Origin of the sequence: Pseudomonas reinekei, assembly GCF_001945365.1 — a bacterium.
Classification (GTDB): Bacteria; Pseudomonadota; Gammaproteobacteria; order Pseudomonadales; family Pseudomonadaceae; genus Aquipseudomonas; species Aquipseudomonas reinekei.
Genome location: NZ_MSTQ01000021.1, coordinates 19,541 through 35,785, shown reverse-complemented (window position 1 = coordinate 35,785; position 16,245 = coordinate 19,541). Strand labels below are relative to the sequence as shown.

18 protein-coding genes are annotated in these 16,245 nt (G+C 59.8%); 17 read left to right on the top strand and 1 reads right to left on the bottom strand.

Annotation, left to right across the window (positions count from 1 at the left end; genetic code table 11):
• Positions 1–8: 8 nt before the first annotated feature.
• The 17 genes from fliF to flhB all read left to right on the top strand — a co-directional run bounded on the left by fliF (position 9) and on the right by flhB (position 15,009).
• Complete coding sequence (fliF, locus tag BVK86_RS24840; protein WP_075948895.1) at positions 9–1,796, top strand: flagellar basal-body MS-ring/collar protein FliF; 1,788 nt, start codon at positions 9–11, stop codon at positions 1,794–1,796.
• Positions 1,789–2,808 (top strand): flagellar motor switch protein FliG, encoded by a 1,020-nt coding sequence (gene fliG, locus BVK86_RS24835; RefSeq protein WP_007983391.1) that lies wholly within the window; start codon positions 1,789–1,791, stop codon positions 2,806–2,808. Before fliF ends, fliG begins: the two co-directional genes overlap by 8 nt.
• 4 nt (positions 2,809–2,812) lie before the next feature.
• Positions 2,813–3,610 carry a flagellar assembly protein FliH gene (gene fliH / locus BVK86_RS24830; RefSeq protein ID WP_075948894.1) on the top strand — a complete coding sequence of 266 codons (798 nt, stop codon included), beginning with the start codon at positions 2,813–2,815 and terminating at the stop codon, positions 3,608–3,610.
• Positions 3,600–4,958 (top strand): flagellar protein export ATPase FliI, encoded by a 1,359-nt coding sequence (fliI, locus tag BVK86_RS24825; RefSeq protein ID WP_075948893.1) that lies wholly within the window; start codon positions 3,600–3,602, stop codon positions 4,956–4,958. The genes fliH and fliI overlap by 11 nt, the downstream gene beginning before the upstream one ends.
• Before the next feature lie 6 nt (positions 4,959–4,964).
• A complete protein-coding gene (gene fliJ / locus BVK86_RS24820) occupies positions 4,965–5,414 on the top strand; it encodes a flagellar export protein FliJ (RefSeq protein ID WP_056853019.1) in 450 nt (149 codons plus the stop codon).
• 106 nt (positions 5,415–5,520) lie between these two features.
• A complete protein-coding gene (locus BVK86_RS24815; protein ID WP_075948892.1) occupies positions 5,521–5,820 on the top strand; it encodes an STAS domain-containing protein in 300 nt (99 codons plus the stop codon).
• Complete coding sequence (locus tag BVK86_RS24810) at positions 5,817–7,532, top strand: ATP-binding SpoIIE family protein phosphatase (RefSeq protein WP_075948891.1); 1,716 nt, start codon at positions 5,817–5,819, stop codon at positions 7,530–7,532. The genes BVK86_RS24815 and BVK86_RS24810 overlap by 4 nt, the downstream gene beginning before the upstream one ends.
• 30 nt (positions 7,533–7,562) lie before the next feature.
• Entirely contained in the window at positions 7,563–7,913 is a 351-nt protein-coding gene (locus tag BVK86_RS24805; RefSeq protein ID WP_075948890.1) for an Hpt domain-containing protein, read from the top strand.
• Between the two features lie 99 nt (positions 7,914–8,012).
• Positions 8,013–9,368 carry a flagellar hook-length control protein FliK gene (locus BVK86_RS24800; RefSeq protein ID WP_075948889.1) on the top strand — a complete coding sequence of 452 codons (1,356 nt, stop codon included), beginning with the start codon at positions 8,013–8,015 and terminating at the stop codon, positions 9,366–9,368.
• A 232-nt stretch (positions 9,369–9,600) separates the two neighbouring features.
• Entirely contained in the window at positions 9,601–10,101 is a 501-nt protein-coding gene (fliL, locus tag BVK86_RS24795; RefSeq protein ID WP_075948888.1) for a flagellar basal body-associated protein FliL, read from the top strand.
• Positions 10,102–10,110: 9 nt separating this feature from the next.
• Positions 10,111–11,079, top strand: a complete 969-nt coding sequence (gene fliM / locus BVK86_RS24790) for a flagellar motor switch protein FliM (RefSeq protein WP_075948887.1) — start codon at positions 10,111–10,113, stop codon at positions 11,077–11,079.
• A 68-nt stretch (positions 11,080–11,147) separates the two neighbouring features.
• Positions 11,148–11,606, top strand: coding sequence for a flagellar motor switch protein FliN (gene fliN, locus BVK86_RS24785; RefSeq protein WP_075948944.1), 459 nt, complete (start codon positions 11,148–11,150; stop codon positions 11,604–11,606).
• Positions 11,607–12,053 carry a flagellar biosynthetic protein FliO gene (fliO, locus tag BVK86_RS24780; protein WP_075948886.1) on the top strand — a complete coding sequence of 149 codons (447 nt, stop codon included), beginning with the start codon at positions 11,607–11,609 and terminating at the stop codon, positions 12,051–12,053.
• Positions 12,053–12,811 carry a flagellar type III secretion system pore protein FliP gene (fliP, locus tag BVK86_RS24775; RefSeq protein WP_075948885.1) on the top strand — a complete coding sequence of 253 codons (759 nt, stop codon included), beginning with the start codon at positions 12,053–12,055 and terminating at the stop codon, positions 12,809–12,811. Before fliO ends, fliP begins: the two co-directional genes overlap by 1 nt.
• Positions 12,808–13,077, top strand: coding sequence for a flagellar biosynthesis protein FliQ (gene fliQ / locus BVK86_RS24770; protein WP_008058625.1), 270 nt, complete (start codon positions 12,808–12,810; stop codon positions 13,075–13,077). Before fliP ends, fliQ begins: the two co-directional genes overlap by 4 nt.
• A gap of 3 nt (positions 13,078–13,080) precedes the next feature.
• Positions 13,081–13,866, top strand: a complete 786-nt coding sequence (gene fliR, locus BVK86_RS24765) for a flagellar biosynthetic protein FliR (protein ID WP_075948884.1) — start codon at positions 13,081–13,083, stop codon at positions 13,864–13,866.
• 3 nt (positions 13,867–13,869) lie between these two features.
• Positions 13,870–15,009: a flagellar biosynthesis protein FlhB gene (gene flhB, locus BVK86_RS24760; protein WP_075948883.1), complete on the top strand. Its 1,140-nt coding sequence runs from the start codon at positions 13,870–13,872 to the stop codon at positions 15,007–15,009.
• Positions 15,010–15,174: 165 nt separating this feature from the next.
• Here the strand turns inward: flhB and BVK86_RS24755 are convergent, their stop codons facing one another.
• A complete protein-coding gene (locus tag BVK86_RS24755; protein ID WP_075948882.1) occupies positions 15,175–16,206 on the bottom strand; it encodes an RHS repeat-associated core domain-containing protein in 1,032 nt (343 codons plus the stop codon).
• Positions 16,207–16,245: the final 39 nt, after the last annotated feature.

The window sequence follows — 16,245 nt, the reverse complement described above, 5'->3', positions numbered from 1 at the left end:
ATTGAGTCATGGCAGAAGCAGTCGCCGATAACGTTCCGGCCAAGGCCACTCCAATAGACGGCAAACCGCCGCTGTTCGGCTTGTCCTTCCTGGAAAACCTCTCCGAGATGACCATGCTGCGTCAGGTGGGCCTGTTGGTCGGCCTGGCTGCGAGCGTGGCGATTGGCTTTGCCGTGGTGTTGTGGTCCCAGCAGCCGGACTACCGTCCGCTGTATGGCAGCCTTGCCGGGATGGACGCCAAACAGGTTATGGACACCCTGGCCGCCGCTGATATTCCTTACACCGTTGAACCGAATTCCGGTGCCTTGCTGGTCAAGGCTGAAGACCTGTCCCGCGCGCGCCTCAAGCTCGCGGGCGCTGGTGTCACTCCCAGCGATGGCAACATCGGTTTCGAGATTCTCGATAAAGAGCAAGGCCTGGGCACCAGCCAGTTCATGGAGGCCACCCGTTATCGTCGCGGCCTCGAAGGTGAACTGGCCCGGACCATCTCCAGCCTGAACAACGTCAAGGGCGCCCGCGTGCACCTGGCGATTCCGAAGAGTTCGGTGTTCGTGCGCGACGAGCGCAAGCCAAGTGCGTCGGTACTGGTTGAACTGTACTCCGGTCGCTCGCTGGAGCCTGGCCAGGTTGTGGCCATCGTCAATCTGGTGGCGACCAGCGTTCCTGAGCTGAGCAAGTCGCAGATCACCGTCGTCGACCAAAAGGGCAACCTGCTCTCCGATCAGGCGGAAAACTCCGAACTGACCATGGCCGGCAAGCAATTCGATTACAGCCGCCGCATGGAAAGCATGCTCACCCAGCGTGTGCACAACATCCTGCAACCGGTGCTGGGCAACGATCGCTATAAAGCCGAAGTCTCGGCCGATGTTGACTTCAGTGCTGTCGAGTCGACGTCTGAACAGTTCAATCCGGATCAACCGGCGCTGCGCAGCGAGCAGTCGGTCAACGAACAACGTACCGCCAGCAATGGCCCGCAAGGTGTACCGGGTGCTCTGAGTAACCAGCCGCCAGCGCCGGCCTCCGCGCCGCAAACCACCGCTGGCGCCGCGCCTGCTGCCGGCATGGTGCAGCCAGGTCAGCCGCTGATCGATGCCAACGGCCAGCAAATCATGGACCCGGCCACTGGTCAGCCAATGCTCGCGCCGTACCCGGCGGACAAGCGTCAACAATCCACCAAGAACTTCGAACTCGACCGTTCCATCAGCCACACCAAACAGCAACAGGGCCGTCTGAATCGCCTCTCGGTATCGGTGGTGGTGGATGACCAGGTCAAGGTCAACCCGGCCAACGGTGAAACCACCCGCGCGCCGTGGACCGCCGACGAATTGGCGCGCTTCACCCGTCTGGTTCAGGACGCGGTCGGTTTCGATGCCAGCCGTGGTGACAGCGTCAGCGTGATCAACATGCCGTTCTCGGCTGATCGCGGCGAAGTGATCGCCGACATTCCGTTCTACTCCCAGCCTTGGTTCTGGGACATCGTCAAGCAAGTGCTGGGTGTCCTGTTCATTCTGGTGCTGGTGTTCGGTGTGTTGCGTCCGGTGCTCAACAACATCACCGGCGGTGGCAAGGACAAACAACTGGCCGGCATCGGCAGTGATGTCGAGTTGGGTGGCATGGGCGGCCTGGACGGCGAACTGGCCAACGATCGCGTGAGCCTCGGCGGCCCGCAAAGCATTCTGTTGCCGAGCCCAAGCGAAGGCTATGACGCACAGTTGAACGCAATCAAGAGTCTGGTGGCAGAAGACCCGGGTCGTGTGGCCCAGGTCGTGAAAGAGTGGATTAACGCAGATGAGTGATAACCGAGCCGTTGCCGCCAAGTTGTCCAAGGTCGACAAAGCCGCGATTCTGCTGCTGTCCCTTGGTTCCACTGATGCCGCCCAGGTGCTGCGCCACATGGGGCCTAAAGAAGTCCAGCGTGTGGGTGTGGCCATGGCGCAAATGGGGAACGTGCACCGCGAGCAGGTCGAACAGGTCATGAGTGAGTTCGTCGACATCGTCGGCGACCAGACCAGCCTGGGCGTCGGCTCCGACGACTACGTGCGTAAAATGCTCACCCAGGCACTGGGCGAAGACAAGGCCAATGGCCTGATTGACCGCATCCTGCTGGGCGGCAACACCAGCGGCCTCGACAGCCTGAAATGGATGGAACCGCGCGCCGTCGCCGATGTGATCCGCTACGAGCACCCGCAGATCCAGGCAATCGTCGTGGCCTACCTCGACCCGGATCAGGCCGGTGAAGTGCTCGGCAACTTCGACCACAAGGTGCGCCTGGACATCATTCTGCGGGTGTCCTCGCTGAACACCGTGCAGCCAGCGGCCCTGAAAGAACTCAACCAGATTCTCGAGAAGCAGTTCTCCGGCAACTCGAACGCATCGCGCACCACCCTGGGTGGCATCAAGCGTGCGGCGGACATCATGAACTTCCTCGACAGTTCGATCGAAGGCCAGCTCATGGACTCGATCCGCGAAGTCGACGAAGACCTGTCCGGTCAGATCGAAGACCTCATGTTCGTGTTCAACAACCTGGCCGATGTCGACGACCGCGGTATCCAGGCATTGCTGCGCGAAGTGTCCTCCGACGTGCTGGTACTGGCCCTCAAGGGTTCCGACGAAGGCGTCAAGGAGAAGATCTTCAAGAACATGTCCAAGCGTGCGGCCGAGCTGTTGCGCGACGACCTCGAAGCCAAAGGCCCGGTGCGCGTCAGCGACGTGGAAACCGCACAGAAAGAAATCCTCACCATCGCCCGCCGTATGGCCGAAGCCGGAGAAATCGTTCTCGGTGGCAAGGGCGGCGAGGAAATGATCTAACACCATGGCCAAGCATGATGATTCACCCACTGACCTGATCCGGGCCAGGGATGTCAGTGGTTTCGATACCTGGGCGCTGCCCAGCTTCGACCCGCCCGCACCCGAGCCGGAACCGGAGCCGGAACCCGAACCGCCGGAAATGGAAGAAGTGCCGCTGGAGGAAGTCCAGCCACTGACCCTCGAAGAACTCGAAAGCATTCGTCAGGAAGCCTATAACGAAGGCTTCGCGGTGGGTGAAAAAGAAGGTTTCCACAGCACCACCCTCAAGGTTCGCCAGGAAGCCGAAGTGGCGCTGTCGGCGAAGATTGCCGGGCTGGAACAGCTGATGGCGCACCTGTTCGAGCCGATCGCCGAACAGGACACCCTGATTGAAAAGTCCTTGGTCGACCTTGTGCAGCACATCACCAAACAGGTGATTCAGCGCGAACTGGCCATCGACTCGACGCAGATCGAACACGTCATGCGCGAAGCGCTCAAGCTGTTACCGTTGGGCGTGGGCAATGTGCGGCTGTACATCAATCCGCAGGATTTCGAGCAGGTCAAGGCCTTGCGCGAACGCCACGAAGAGTCCTGGCGCATCGTCGAGGATGAGGCGCTGTTGCCGGGCGGCTGCCGGGTCGAGACCGAACACAGCCGTATCGACGCCTCGGTGGAAACCCGGGTCAAGCAGGTTATGGACAAACTGTTCGATCAGCTCCACGAACAGGCCTTGCACCCCGCTGCGCCGGACGTGAGTCTGGAACTGCCGGTCGAAAAAAAGCCGGCCGCCATCGCCGATCCGGACATTCCCGATGCGCCTTGAACGCACCAGTTTCGCCAAGCGCCTGGGCAGCTACGCCGAGGCCACGGAACTGGCGGGCGCACCGATTCTCGAAGGCCGGCTGCTGCGCATGGTCGGCCTGACCCTCGAGGCCGAAGGCTTGCGCGCGGCCATGGGCAGCCGTTGCATGGTCATCAACGACGACAGCTATCACCCGGTGCAGGTGGAAGCCGAAGTCATGGGCTTTTCCGGCAGCAAAGTCTTTCTGATGCCGGTCGGCAGTGTCGCCGGTATCGCCCCCGGCGCCCGCGTCGTTCCCCTTTCCGATACCGGCCGCTTGCCGATGGGCATGAGCATGCTCGGGCGCGTGCTCGATGGCGCCGGTCGTGCGCTGGACGGCAAGGGCGGGATGAAGGCCGAAGACTGGGTGCCGATGGACGGCCCGACCATCAACCCGCTCAAGCGCGAACCGATCAGCGAGCCGCTCGACGTAGGCATTCGTTGCATCAACGGCATGTTGACGGTCGGTCGTGGTCAGCGGCTTGGTCTGTTCGCCGGTACCGGTGTCGGTAAATCCGTGCTGTTAGGCATGATGACCCGCTTCACCGAGGCCGACATCATCGTCGTCGGGCTGATCGGCGAGCGGGGTCGTGAAGTTAAAGAGTTCATCGAGCACATCCTCGGCGAAGAAGGATTGAAGCGTTCCGTGGTCGTGGCGTCCCCGGCGGACGACGCGCCGTTGATGCGTTTGCGCGCCGCGATGTATTGCACGCGCATCGCCGAATATTTTCGCGACAAGGGCAAGAACGTCCTGTTGCTGATGGATTCGCTTACCCGTTTCGCCCAGGCCCAGCGGGAAATCGCCCTGGCCATCGGCGAGCCGCCGGCGACCAAGGGTTATCCGCCGTCGGTGTTCGCCAAGTTGCCGAAGCTGGTGGAGCGCGCCGGTAATGCCGAGAAGGGCGGTGGTTCGATCACGGCGTTCTATACCGTGCTGTCCGAAGGCGATGACCAGCAGGACCCGATTGCCGACTCGGCGCGGGGCGTGCTCGACGGCCACATCGTGCTGTCGCGGCGACTGGCCGAAGAAGGTCATTACCCGGCCATCGATATCGAGGCGTCCATCAGCCGGGTCATGCCGGCCGTGGTGTCGCCGGAGCACATGACCCGTGCGCAGTATTTCAAGCAATTGTGGTCGCGTTATCAGCAGAGTCGCGACCTGATCAGTGTCGGCGCGTATGTCGCCGGGGGCGATCGCGAGACCGACCTCGCCATCTCCCTGCAACCGCAATTGGTCAAATATTTGCGTCAGGGCCTCAACGACAGCATCAGCCTGGGCGAAAGCGAAGCGTACCTCGCCTCGATCTTCGCGCCCGCGGCGGGCGGTTAACCGGTCGTGGCACAGACTCGGGCAGGGCGTCTGGCCCCCGTGGTGGAAATGGCTGAGAAGGCCGAGAAAACCGCGGTCCAGCGTCTGGGGCACTTTCAGGGGCAGGTGCGGCTGGCTGAAAGCAAGCTCGCCGACCTGGAGGCGTTTCGTCTCGACTATCAAGAACAGTGGATCGTACGCGGCAGCAGCGGCGTGTCGGGCCAATGGTTGCTCGGGTATCAGGGGTTTCTCGCGCAATTGGGCACGGCCATCGATCAGCAGCGGCAAAGCCTGGCCTGGCACCAGAACAACCTGAACAAGGCGCGGGACACTTGGCAGCAAGCGTTTGCCCGGGTCGAAGGCTTGCGCAAACTGGTGCAGCGATATGCCGATGAAGCGCGGGCCATCGAAGACAAACGCGAGCAGAAGTTGCTGGACGAATTGTCCCAGCGGTTGCCGCGGCAGGATCAGTATTGATAGAGCGTTTCGAAAAGATTGCAGCCTGATAACCTGCCTTGCCGCAACCTCTACCAAATGCTAAACCTTGTACAAGCAGGTTCACCAATGACAAGGAAGCCATGACATGTCAGTTGTTACAGAAGTATCTCCCGACGGCCAAAAGCTGACGATATCGGTCAAAGGACGATTCGATTTCGCCAAGCATCAGGAATTTCGTGAATCCTACGAAGATAAACAGCTATCGGCGGTCGTGGTCGACCTCAGAGAGGCAACTTATCTCGACAGCTCTGCGTTGGGCATGTTGCTGCTGTTGCGTGATCACGCCGGTGGTGAAAATTCCGATATACGCGTGGTTAACAGCAGCACTGACGTGAGGAAAATCCTCGCCATCTCCAACTTCGACAAACTGTTCGACATCAGTTGAGCAGCGTGCACGCTGCACTCGAATCGTTGACGATCCTCATCGCCGAGGACAGTGCGGCGGATCGCCTGCTGCTGTCGAGCATCGTCCGCCGTCAGGGCCACGAAGTGCTGACGGCAGCCAACGGTGCCGAAGCGGTCGAGGCATTTCGTCAGCAGCGCCCGCAACTGGTGTTGATGGACGCCATGATGCCGGTGATGGACGGTTTCGAGGCTGCGCAGCAGATCAAGGCGCTGGCCGGGGAAACCCTGGTGCCGATCATCTTTCTTACCTCGCTGTCCGAGAGCGAGGCACTGGCTCGTTGCCTGGAGGCTGGGGGCGACGACTTTTTGGCTAAGCCTTACAACCAAGTGATCCTCGCCGCCAAAATCAAGGCGATGGATCGCTTGCGGCGGTTACAGGCTACCGTGTTGCAACAGCGCGATCAGATCGCCCGGCATCACGATTATTTGCTCAACGAGCAACGGGTGGCCAAGGCCGTATTCGACAAGGTGGCCCATTCCGGTTGCCTGAACGCTGCCAATATCCGCTATCTGCAATCGCCTTACGCCCTGTTTAACGGTGACTTGCTGCTGGCCGCTTATACGCCTGCGGGCGACATGCATGTACTGCTCGGCGATTTCACCGGCCATGGTTTGCCTGCGGCGGTGGGCGCCATGCCGCTGGCCGAGGTTTTCTACGGGATGACGGCCAAGGGGTACGGCTTGGCCGAAACCCTGCGCGAGATGAACGCCAAGCTCAAACGCATCTTGCCGGTGGACATGTTCTGCTGCGCAACAATGCTGTGCCTGAGCTTCCAGCGCCGTTCGGTGGAGGTCTGGAACGGCGGGATGCCCGACGGTTACTTGCACAGCATCGCCAGTGGCGAGCGAACGCCGATGGCGGCGCGGCATTTGCCGCTGGGTGTGCTGAGCGCGCAAACATTCGACGACAGCACGCAAGTGTTCCCGATGGCGTTGGGTGATCGGGTGTTCCTGTTGTCTGACGGGGTGATCGATACCTGCGATGCCAGCGAGCAGTTGTTCGGTGTGGAGCGCCTGCAACGGGTTTTTGCGGCCAATCGTGAACCGGATGCGTTGTTCGAGGAAATCGGTCAGGCGTTGCGGGACTTTGGCGGTGAGACGCGCGACGATGTCAGTATGGTTGAAATCAGCCTGCTTGAGTCGTCGCAGCTGATTGCGCCGGTGCCGGTGTATTCCGACAGCGGTCAGTCGTGCCCGCTGGACTGGTCGGTGAGTTTCGAGGTTCGCGCGCAGACGCTGAAACGCTTCAATCCGCTGCCGTACCTGTTGCAATTGCTGCTTGAGGTGCACGGTCTGCGGGCGCAGAGCGGGGCGCTCTACAGTGTGTTGGCCGAGTTGTATTCCAATGCCCTGGAGCATGGTGTCCTCGGCCTGGACTCCAGCCTCAAGCGCGATCTCTCCGGTTTTACCCGTTACTATCAACAGCGCAACACCCGCCTGGACGAGCTGCAGGACGGCTTCGTGCGGGTGCATCTGCAGGTCACGCCGCAAGGCGAGGGTGGTTGTCTGGTGATCTGCGTCGAGGACAGCGGCAAGGGATTTGACGTTGGGCGCGTGCTGGCGCGGCCGGTTGATCCTGTCCGTCTGTCGGGGCGTGGTGTGAGTTTGATCCGTCAATTGGGGCGCAACGCCAGTTGGTCCGACGACGGTCGCAGTGCCCGCGTGGAGTTTTTCTGGGAGGCTCTGGCATAATCCGCGCATTCTTGATCAAGGAGTGAGCAAGTGGCTGACAAACATCTTGACCCGGACGTGCTCAGCGCGTTGCGGGAAGTCATGGAGGATGGGTTTTCGACGTTGATCGATACCTTCCTCGCGGATTGCGAAACGCGCCTGCAAGTGTTGCGTCAGGCGAGTACGGCTGAGCAATTGATCGGGACTGCCCACAGTTTTAAAGGCAGCAGCAGCAACATGGGGGCCGTCAGGCTTGCCGAGCTCTGTGGTCAGCTTGAGCGAAATGCCGCCATTTCTCCGGGCGACGCTGTTGGTCAATTGATCGCCGAGATCGATAGCGAGTTCGCCATCGTGCGACCTCTCTATGAAACTGAACGTCAGCGATCACCGGCAGCCAGCTGACGCTTTCCACGCCTTTCGTCGTCCACTGGCAAAACTGGCGCGACCCTTGCAGTTAACTCTTCCACCTGTACCTACGATCCCAGTGCAGCGGAGACCGTTATGCCCGTTACCCCCAATAATCTTCTTCAGGCCGTCGCGCCGGCCAAGGCACAGGTTGCCCCTGCCAATTCCACGGCGTTGACCGCTGAGCCCGGGGACAAGGCTTCCAGCTTCGCTCAGGTGTACGCCAGGCAAGCCCAGAGCAAGCCTGTCGGGACGGCTGATGGTTCCGTCAAAACGGTACGTGACAAGGCTGCGGACAGCGCCGGCAAGAAGGACGTCGTCGACGACAAGTCTGCCGCCGCACAACCTGAGGTTGCCGATAGCGGCAAAACCTTGCCCGCCGACAAACCGGCGCAGGCCGACGAACAGGCAGCCAGCGACGATGCGACCGATACCGCGCAAACGCCGGTGGTCGATGCCGCGCCTGTTGATCCGGCGCTTGATCCTGCGTTGCTGCTGGTGGCTCAACCCGTCGTAGCTACGCCTGCACCGGTCACTGCACCGGTCGTGGATGCCGCTCAGTTGCCGGATGACGCACCGCTTGCCGCACCGGTTGCCGCCGCGCCGGTGGCTGTCACCACAGACACTGAATTCGACCCCGAGGCTGATCCGCTCGATGCATTGCCGGCCTTGCGCATGGCCATGGAGCAAAGCGGCCACGTTTCCGCCTCCAGCCAGGCGCAGCCTAAAGCAGCATCGACCAGTGCCCAGGCCCAGGCCGATGGTGAGCCAACCGCCGCACAGAACTTTGCCGCCGGCATGGCCAGCATGATCGAGGTGCAGGGCGACAAGGACAGCACCAGCCAGGGCGGCGAAAAGGCGTTCAGCGGTTTGATCGATGACGGTCTCAAGGACCTGAAATCCGCCAGCAGCGATACCCGGGTTGACGATTTTGCCAACCGTCTCGCAGCTTTGACCCAGGCCGCCACGCCGAAGACTGCCAACGCCTTGCCGGTCAATCAGCCGATCGCCATGCATCAGAGTGGCTGGACCGAAGAGGTGGTGAACCGCGTGATGTACCTGTCCAGCGCCAATCTCAAGGCGGCAGACATCCAGTTGCAGCCGGCTGAACTGGGGCGTCTCGACATTCGCGTCAACATGGTTCCGGATCAGCAGACCCAGGTGACCTTCGTCAGCGCTCACCCAAGTGTTCGCGAAGCGCTGGACGGGCAGATGCATCGCCTGCGTGACATGTTTGCCCAGCAGGGCATGGGCCAGGTTGACGTCAACGTGTCCGACCAGAACCGTGGTTCGCCGGATCAAGGGCAGAACCAGCAAACGCAGAGTGGTCGTACCAACGCCGCTGGGGGGCGTCTTGACTCGATGGATGACGACATCGCTGCCAGCGTCGCTGAAGTCGCTGCTCCGGTGACCAGCGTGATCGGCTCCAGCGCCGTCGATTATTACGCCTGATTGAGCCTCAAAACCGATCCTGTGTGCGGGCTTGCCCGCGATTGTGGTGTAGCAGTCGATGAAGATGTTGACTGTCATACCTCATCGCGGGCAAGCCCGCTCCGACAATGATTTGTGATGCTTTGCAAAGGGCGTCTTGTTCCACCCATCTCCCTCGCAACACTTCTGGCATAACACTTGCTCTTGCCTTGCCGTGCGACTGTGAAAACCCGAATAGTGACGGATTATTGGCATGGCGAAGAGCGACGCAGCAGTAAAAGACCCCGCAACCAAAGGCAAACTCAAGCTGATTATCTTGATCGTGGTGGCCCTGCTGCTGGCGATCGGTTTGTCCGTGGGGGCGACCTGGTACTTCATGCACAGCGCCCAGAGCAAGCCTGCCGCCGTGGTCGAAACCGCCCCGCAGGGCAAACAGCCGGCGATTTTCGAGCCGATGGCGCCGGCGTTTGTCGCCAACTACAACCAGAACGGCCGTCAACGCTACATGCAGGTGAGTATCACCATGCTCGGCCGTAACCAGGCCGATCTGGAAGCGCTCAAGGTGCACATGCCAGTGATCCGCAACAACCTGGTCATGCTGTTCTCCGGTCAGGACTTCGCCACGCTGGCGTCGCCGGTCGGCCAGGAAATGCTGCGCCAGAAAGCCACGGCCAGCGTTCAGGAAGTGGCGCAAAAAGAGCTCGGCAAAGTGGTTATCGAACAGTTGCTTTTCACTAATTTCGTACTGCAGTAGGAACACGACATGGCCGTGCAGGACCTGCTGTCCCAGGATGAAATCGACGCGCTGTTGCATGGCGTGGACGATGGTCTGGTACAGACCGATAACGTTGCCGAACCCGGCACCGTCAAAAGCTATGACCTGACCAGTCAGGATCGCATCGTCCGTGGACGCATGCCGACCCTGGAAATGATCAACGAACGTTTTGCCCGCTATACGCGCATCAGCATGTTCAACATGCTGCGTCGCTCGGCGGACGTGGCGGTCGGTGGCGTGCAGGTGATGAAGTTCGGCGAATACGTGCACTCGCTGTACGTGCCGACCAGCCTCAACCTGGTCAAGATCAAACCGCTGCGCGGCACCGCGCTGTTCATCCTCGACGCCAAACTGGTGTTCAAACTGGTGGACAACTTCTTCGGTGGCGACGGCCGTCACGCCAAGATCGAAGGGCGTGAATTTACCCCGACCGAACTGCGTGTGGTGCGCATGGTGCTGGAGCAGGCGTTCGTCGACTTGAAGGAAGCCTGGCAGGCGATCATGGAAGTGAACTTCGAGTACATCAATTCGGAAGTGAATCCGGCCATGGCCAACATCGTCGGGCCAAGCGAAGCCATTGTGGTGTCGACCTTCCACATCGAACTCGATGGCGGTGGCGGCGACCTGCACGTGACCATGCCTTACTCGATGATCGAACCAGTGCGCGAAATGCTCGACGCCGGCTTCCAGTCGGACCTGGACGACCAGGACGAGCGCTGGGTCAATGCCCTGCGCCAGGACGTGCTGGATGTCGACGTGCCGATCGGTGCCACGGTCGCTCGCCGCCAGTTGAAACTGCGCGACATCCTGCACATGCAGCCGGGTGACATCATCCCGGTGGAAATGCCGGAAGACATGATCATGCGCGCCAACGGCGTGCCGGCCTTCAAGGTCAAGATGGGCTCGCACAAAGGCAACCTTGCACTGCAAGTGATCGAGCCGATCGAGCGTCGTTGATCGACGCCCCACACATTCGCTTTTAACTGACGGCTTCCCCTCCAAAGGTGGCCCGCCGAGGACAAATGATGGCAGACGATATGAATACTCAGGACGACCAGGCGCTGGCTGATGAGTGGGCTGCGGCCCTGGAAGAAACCGGTGATGCCGGGCAGGCTGATATCGACGCGTTGCTGGCGGCCGATAGCGCCGGCTCTTCGAACAATCGCCTGCCCATGGAAGAGTTCGGCAGCGTGCCGAAGAACAACGATCCGGTGAGCCTGGAAGGGCCGAACCTGGACGTGATCCTCGATATCCCGGTATCGATTTCCATGGAAGTGGGCAGCACCGACATCAACATCCGCAACCTGCTGCAACTCAACCAGGGTTCGGTGATCGAGCTCGATCGTCTGGCCGGTGAGCCGCTGGACGTGCTGGTCAACGGCACGCTCATCGCCCATGGCGAAGTGGTCGTGGTCAACGAGAAGTTCGGCATCCGCCTGACCGACGTGATCAGCCCAAGCGAACGCATCAAGAAGCTGCGCTGAGTGAAAAGGTTTCTCGGGGTTCTTCTGGCATTGCCATTGAGCGTGCTGGCGGCGGAGCCTGTCGCGACCGCCGCCACGGCTGCTGCGCCTGTCGCGAGCAGCGGTGTGGCCGGGCAATTGACGCAACTGGTCTTCGGCCTGCTGCTGGTGCTGGGGTTGATCTTCTTCCTCGCCTGGCTGTTGCGCCGGGTTCAACAGGCAGGCCCGGCCGGCAAGGGCCAGGTGATCGAGCTGATTGGTTCCCGCGCCCTCGGCCCGCGTGATCGGCTGATGCTGGTACAGGTCGGCAACGAGCAGATACTGCTCGGCCTGAGCCCCGGCACCATCACGGCATTGCATGTGCTCAAGGAGCCGGTGCAAGTGCCGGGCACGATCGATAAGACGACGCCGGAGTTTGCCCAGCGCCTGCTGGAGATCCTCGGTAAAGATCAAAAGGATAAGAAGTAATGGGTGCGCTGCGCATCGTCTTGACGCTGGCCTTGATGCTGGCCGCTCCTTTGGCGTTCGCCGCCGATCCGCTGTCGATCCCGGCGATCACGCTGGGCACCAACGCCGAAGGTGCGCAGGAATACTCGGTCAGCCTGCAAATTCTGCTGATCATGACTGCGCTGAGTTTCATCCCGGCGTTCGTCATGCTGATGACCAGCTTCACCCGGATCATCATCGTCTTCTCGATCCTGCGTCAGGCCCTGGGCTTGCAGCAGACACCGTCGAACCAGATCCTCACGGGCATGGCGCTGTTCCTGACGTTGTTCATCATGGCGCCGGTGTTCGACCGGGTGAACCAGGACGCCTTGCAGCCGTACCTCGCGGAAAAAATGACTGCCCAGGATGCCGTGGCCAAGGCGCAGGTGCCGATCAAGGACTTCATGCTGGCGCAGACCCGCACCAGTGATCTGGAGCTGTTCATGCGCCTGTCCAAGCGCACGGATATTGCTTCGCCGGATCAGGCGCCGCTGACCATTCTGGTGCCAGCGTTCGTGACCTCCGAGCTGAAAACCGCGTTCCAGATCGGCTTCATGATTTTCATCCCGTTCCTGATCATCGACCTCGTCGTGGCCAGTGTACTGATGGCCATGGGTATGATGATGCTGTCGCCGTTGATCATTTCCCTGCCGTTCAAAATCATGCTGTTCGTGCTGGTCGATGGCTGGGCGCTGATCATCGGCACCCTGGCCAGTAGCTTCGGCGGTGTATCGCCATGACGCCTGAAGTTGCGGTCGATATCTTCCGCGAGGCGCTGTGGCTGACCACGTTGATGGTGGCGGTACTGGTGATTCCGAGCCTGCTGGTGGGCCTGATCGTGGCAATGTTCCAGGCCGCGACCCAAATCAACGAGCAGACCCTGAGCTTCCTGCCGCGCCTGCTGGTGATGCTGGTGACGCTGATCGTCGCCGGACCATGGCTGGTGCAGACGTTCATGGAGTACATCCTACAGTTGTACGGCAGTATTCCGCAGGTCATCGGCTAAGCCATGTCGTCGTTATTGCAGCTGACGGACACCCAGATCAGCACCTGGGTGGCGACGTTCATGTTGCCGCTGTTTCGCGTCGGCGCCTTGCTGATGGTCATGCCGGTCTTCGGCACATCGCTGGTGCCCAAGCGCATCCGCCTGTATTTCGCCCTCGCCATCACCGTGGTCATCGCGCCCAACCTGCCGCCTATGCCACCGGTGAATGCGCTGGATTTGAGTGGGCTGCTGCTGATTGCCGAGCAAATCCTCGTCGGCGCGATCCTCGGTTTTTCCTTGCAGCTATTCTTCCAGGCGTTCGTGGTGGCGGGGCAGATTGTCGCCATCCAGATGGGCATGGGCTTCGCCTCGATGGTCGACCCTACCAACGGCGTGTCGGTGGCGGTGATCGGGCAGTTCTTCACCATGCTCGTGACGCTGATGTTCCTGGCGATGAATGGCCATCTGGTGGTGTTCGAAGTGCTGACCGAAAGCTTCACCACGCTGCCGGTAGGCAGCGGCTTGATGGTCAACCACTACTGGGAAGTGGCTGGAAAACTGGGCTGGGTACTCGGCGCGGCGTTGTTGCTGGTGCTGCCGGCGATCACCGCGCTGCTGGTGGTGAACATCGCCTTTGGCGTGATGACCCGGGCGGCGCCGCAACTGAATATTTTCTCCATCGGCTTCCCGCTGACCCTGGTGCTTGGGCTGTTTATCGTCTGGGTCGGGCTGGCGGACATTCTCAATCAGTATCAACCGCTGGCCACCGAGGCCTTGCAGTTTTTACGCGAACTGGCACAGGCGCGCTGAGTCATGGCTGAGAGCGAAAGCGGTCAGGACAAAACAGAAGACCCCACGGAGAAAAAGAAAAAGGACGCCCGTGAGAAGGGTGAGATCGCCCGTTCCAAGGAGCTCAACACCCTGGCGATCATGCTCGCCGGTGCCGGTGCTTTGCTGGTGTTCGGCGGGGCGCTGGCCCAGGAAATGATGGACCTGATGCGCCTGAACTTTTCCCTGTCGCGAGAGGTGGTGCTGGACCAGCGTTCGATGGGCACCTATCTGCTGCACTCGGGACAGATCGCCCTGCTGGCCATTCAGCCAGTGATGATCACCTTGCTACTGGCGGCGCTGATCGGTCCGATTTCCCTGGGCGGCTGGCTGTTTTCCGCCGGTACCATGGCCCCCAAGTTCAGCCGCATGAACCCCGGCGCCGGGCTCAAGCGCATGTTCTCGGCCAAGGCGATTGCCGAGTTGCTCAAGGCTTTGGCGAAGTTTTTTGTTGTTCTGTTCGTGGCCCTGCTGGTGTTGTCGGCGGACATCGACGACTTGCTGCGTATCGCCCATGAGCCGCTGGATCGGGCAATCATCCACAGCCTGCAAGTGGTCGGTTGGAGCTCCCTTTGGATGGCCTGCGGGTTGATCATCATCGCGGCGGTCGACGTGCCGATCCAGCTCTGGGAAAGCATCAAGAAGCTGAAAATGACCAAGCAGGAAGTGCGCGATGAGCACAAGGATCAGGAAGGTCGGCCTGAGGTGAAACAGCGCATTCGCCAGCTTCAGCGTGAAATGTCCCAGCGGCGGATGATGGCGGCAATCCCCGACGCCGACGTGGTCATCACCAACCCGACCCACTACGCCGTAGCCCTCAAATACGACCCGGACAAGAGCGGCGCGCCGATGCTGATCGCCAAGGGCAGCGACTTCCTGGCGCTGAAGATTCGAGAGATTGCGGCGGCCAACGAGATCCTGTTGCTGGAATCGCCGGCCTTGGCGCGGTCGATTTACTACTCGACGGAACTTGAGCAGGAAATTCCGGGCGGTTTGTATCTGGCGGTGGCGCAGGTGCTGGCGTACGTCTACCAGATTCGCCAATACCGCGCGGGCAAAGGCAAGCGGCCGGAGCCGCTTAAAGATGATTTGCCGATTCCGCCGGATTTGCGGCGGGATGTATGAGTGCTTCACCTTTGTCGTGATTCGCAGTTGATGCGTCAATAGCGGCCCGCTTAGTCTCGCGTCATTATGCCATTCATTCAATGATTTTTTCGTTTTGCTGTCTTCATGAAGTGCCTGCGGTAGTCGCGACAGTTATTTAGAATAAAGCTTCATATTTGTTATTCGTCAGCTGCGAATGTCTCGTATGGATGAGGTCGGAAGCTTAGTGTTTGGAAAAAGGCTGCCGTATGAAGGGGGACGCGATTCGTATAGACGTTTTTTCAAGTTTGAGTGTTCCAAAGCTCGGTTTTCAATGCTGATTCCCGTTAAGTTGTTTCTCGTCATGTCTGTGTGTTTTTTGAGGTACTCAAGTATCTTGATTCTTTTGTCAACCTTCGCTGTCAGCTCTTCCAGGCGCTCAGATTTTCCAACGAACTCTGGCGCTTCCAACAAATGATTGATTTTACTGTGCGCTTTGTTGATTTTATTGCTCTCGTGGAGAGTTGCAAATCCGATTAACCTTTCTTCGGCTATATGGGCAAGCTCCGGGGGCAATGTTTCTACTGTGTTGATGTTATTTTTTGTTGCGGTGGTGGTTAACTTATTTATGATGTGGTGGATGTCATGGTCGTCAGCGGTGTAAGGCATTGTTTGTATGACTTTTTTCAAAAAAACATTAAACCAGCTATGCCCTGTTGTATCTGTCCGATTCAAGGGATCTCCGCCACAATATGTATACGCGTTGAATCCCCCTTTCCCAAAGGGACTCCAACTATCCGGACTATTAAACCGCATCAACACCGGATTAAACGCGCGATAACCATTCCCCAATAAATAACACCCGGTCACCGGGTCCGGCCGTTCGCCGTTGAAGCCCAGCAGGCTGAGTAAGCCACTGGGTGCCGGGCGATGGCCGTAGGGGGAATAGGCGATGGGGCGCGGCTGAGTGCCTTTCTTGAGGGTATGCAGTACCGAACGCTGCAGGTCGGTGGCCAGCAGCGTGGTATCGAGTGCATTACCTTCGCGTTGCTGCTGAGCCAATAGGGTGTCGTCGTGCTGAATGATCGATTGCTGCATCGCCCCGTGAATCTCGGTAGCCAACCGTCTTTTGCAGTAGAAACGCTGATGTACCGGTGTATCAGGCTGTGCCTGGTGGAGCAGTCGATCCAGTGGATCGTAGCGATATTGGCAAAGCAGGGTTGTGGATGGGGCGGTCATTGGCTTACTCCGCAGATAAAAAATCGAGAGCTTTAGTAT